Source organism: Nocardiopsis alkaliphila YIM 80379 (genome assembly GCF_000341005.1).
In the GTDB taxonomy this organism is placed as follows: domain Bacteria; phylum Actinomycetota; class Actinomycetes; order Streptosporangiales; family Streptosporangiaceae; genus Nocardiopsis; species Nocardiopsis alkaliphila.
The window spans coordinates 1-1,841 of the sequence record NZ_ANBD01000127.1 but is presented as its reverse complement, the minus strand read 5'-3'; the positions used below and the strand labels follow the sequence as shown (position 1 = coordinate 1,841).

Genomic DNA, 1,841 nt, shown 5'->3' with positions numbered 1-1,841 from the left:
GGGGGGGGGAGCCGCTCCCCGAACAAGGCCCGCCCGCCCCCAGCGGGCACGCGATCGAGGCCCGTTTGTACGCCGAGGATCCCCGCAACGACTGGCGACCCCGCACCGGCACCCTGCACGTCTTCGACGTGCCCGCCGCCGACGTCTCCTTCGCCCCGCTCACCATGCCCGGGGTGCGCTTGGACCACGGGGTGGAACCGGACGACGAGGTCGGCACCGACTTCGATCCGATGTTGGCCAAGGTCATCGCCGTGGGCCGTGACCGGCGCGACGCACTGCGTCGTCTGTCGGCCGCGTTGGCCGATGCCCGCCTGCACGGGGTGGGGACCAACCGCGACCTGCTCGTGCGTTCCCTGCGCCACCCCGACATGCTCGGCGCCGAAGTCCGCCCTGAAGGGTTGCACACCGGCTTCCTCACCGGCGAACGGCTCACCGAACTGGCGTTGCCGCTGGCCGACCCCGCCACCGAGGACCTGGCCGCCCTGGCCGCGTCACTGGCCTCGTTCGAGGCCTCCAGGAACGGCGCCACCGTCCCCTCGGGTGTCCCCGCCGGCTGGCGCAACGTGCCCTCCGCCCCGCACACCCGTCGGCACACCACGGACGACGGTCGGGAGATCACCTCCACCTTCCACTCGGTGCGCGGCAGTCACTCACCCGAACAGGAAGGGGTGCGGGTCTTGTCGGCCGCCGCCGACCTGGTCGTGCTCCAGGTGAAGGGCGTGCGTCGCGCCTTGGAGGTCCATCCCGTTGCGGCGGGGCCGCACACACCGGCGACGGTGTACGTGGAGTCCTCCCTCGGCACGGTCGCCCTGGCCCCGGTCGACCCCTTGCCCGCCCCCGAGTCCAAGATCGACCCCGGTGCGCTGCCCGCCCCCATGCCCGGCACCGTCACCGCCGTGGACGTCGAGGTGGGACAACGAGTGAGCCAGGGCCAGACCCTGCTGCGCATGGAGGCCATGAAGATGGAGCACCGAGTCAGTGCTCCGGCGGAGGGGACCGTGCGAGAACTGCCCGTGGCGGCGGGGGAGCGGGTGGGCGCCGGCGCCCCCCTGGCCGTTCTCGACTACGCCCTGGAAGAAGAGACCACCGAAGACACCACCGGGGAAGGGGCGAACCCGTGACCGCTGCCATGACCTTCAACGAACCATCCGAGCGCGTCGAATTGAGGGCCGCCGTCGCCGGACTGGCCTCCCGCTACGGCCCCGAGTACACCCGGGCCAAGGCCGAGGAGGGCACCCACCTGACCGAACTGTGGAAGGAAGCGGGCGAACTCGGCTACCTCGGCGTGAACATCCCCGAGGAGTACGGCGGCGGCGGCGGTGGCATCGGTGACCTGGCCGCCGTCATGGAGGAGTTCAGCGCCGGAGGCTGTCCCACCCTGATGCTGGTGGTCTCCCCGGCCATCTGCGGCACCGTCTTGTCCCGCTTCGGTACCCCCGAACAGCGACTGCGCTGGTTGCCCGGGCTGGCCAGTGGCGAGACCATCATGGCCTTCGGCATCACCGAACCCGACGCCGGTTCCAACTCCCACCGCATCACCACCACCGCTCGCCGTGAGGGCGATGAGTGGATCCTCAACGGCCGCAAGACCTTCATCTCCGGGGTCGACGTCGCCGACGCCGTACTCGTGGTCGGCCGTATCGAGGACACCGACACCGGGCGCCTGTCCGCCGCACTGTTCGTGGTCCCCACCGGAACCCCCGGTTTCGAGGCCCGGCGGATCGAAATGGACATCGTCAGCCCCGACCACCAGTTCCAGCTGTTCATGGACGACGTCCGCCTTCCCGCCGACGCCCTGGTCGGTGACCCCGATGCCGGGCTCCTCCAGCTGTTCGCCGGGC

Annotated in this window: 2 protein-coding genes; both read left to right on the top strand. The window is 71.1% G+C overall.

The genetic code is table 11. The features are described 5' to 3' along the window. Window positions 1–1,121, top strand: a 1,121-nt coding sequence (locus tag D472_RS25885; RefSeq protein WP_017605867.1) for a biotin/lipoyl-containing protein, incomplete at its 5' end; no start/stop codon positions are given. After that, the coding region (locus tag D472_RS0118010) for an acyl-CoA dehydrogenase family protein (RefSeq protein WP_017605866.1) at window positions 1,118–1,841 on the top strand (724 nt) is incomplete at its 3' end. The genes D472_RS25885 and D472_RS0118010, both read left to right, overlap by 4 nt.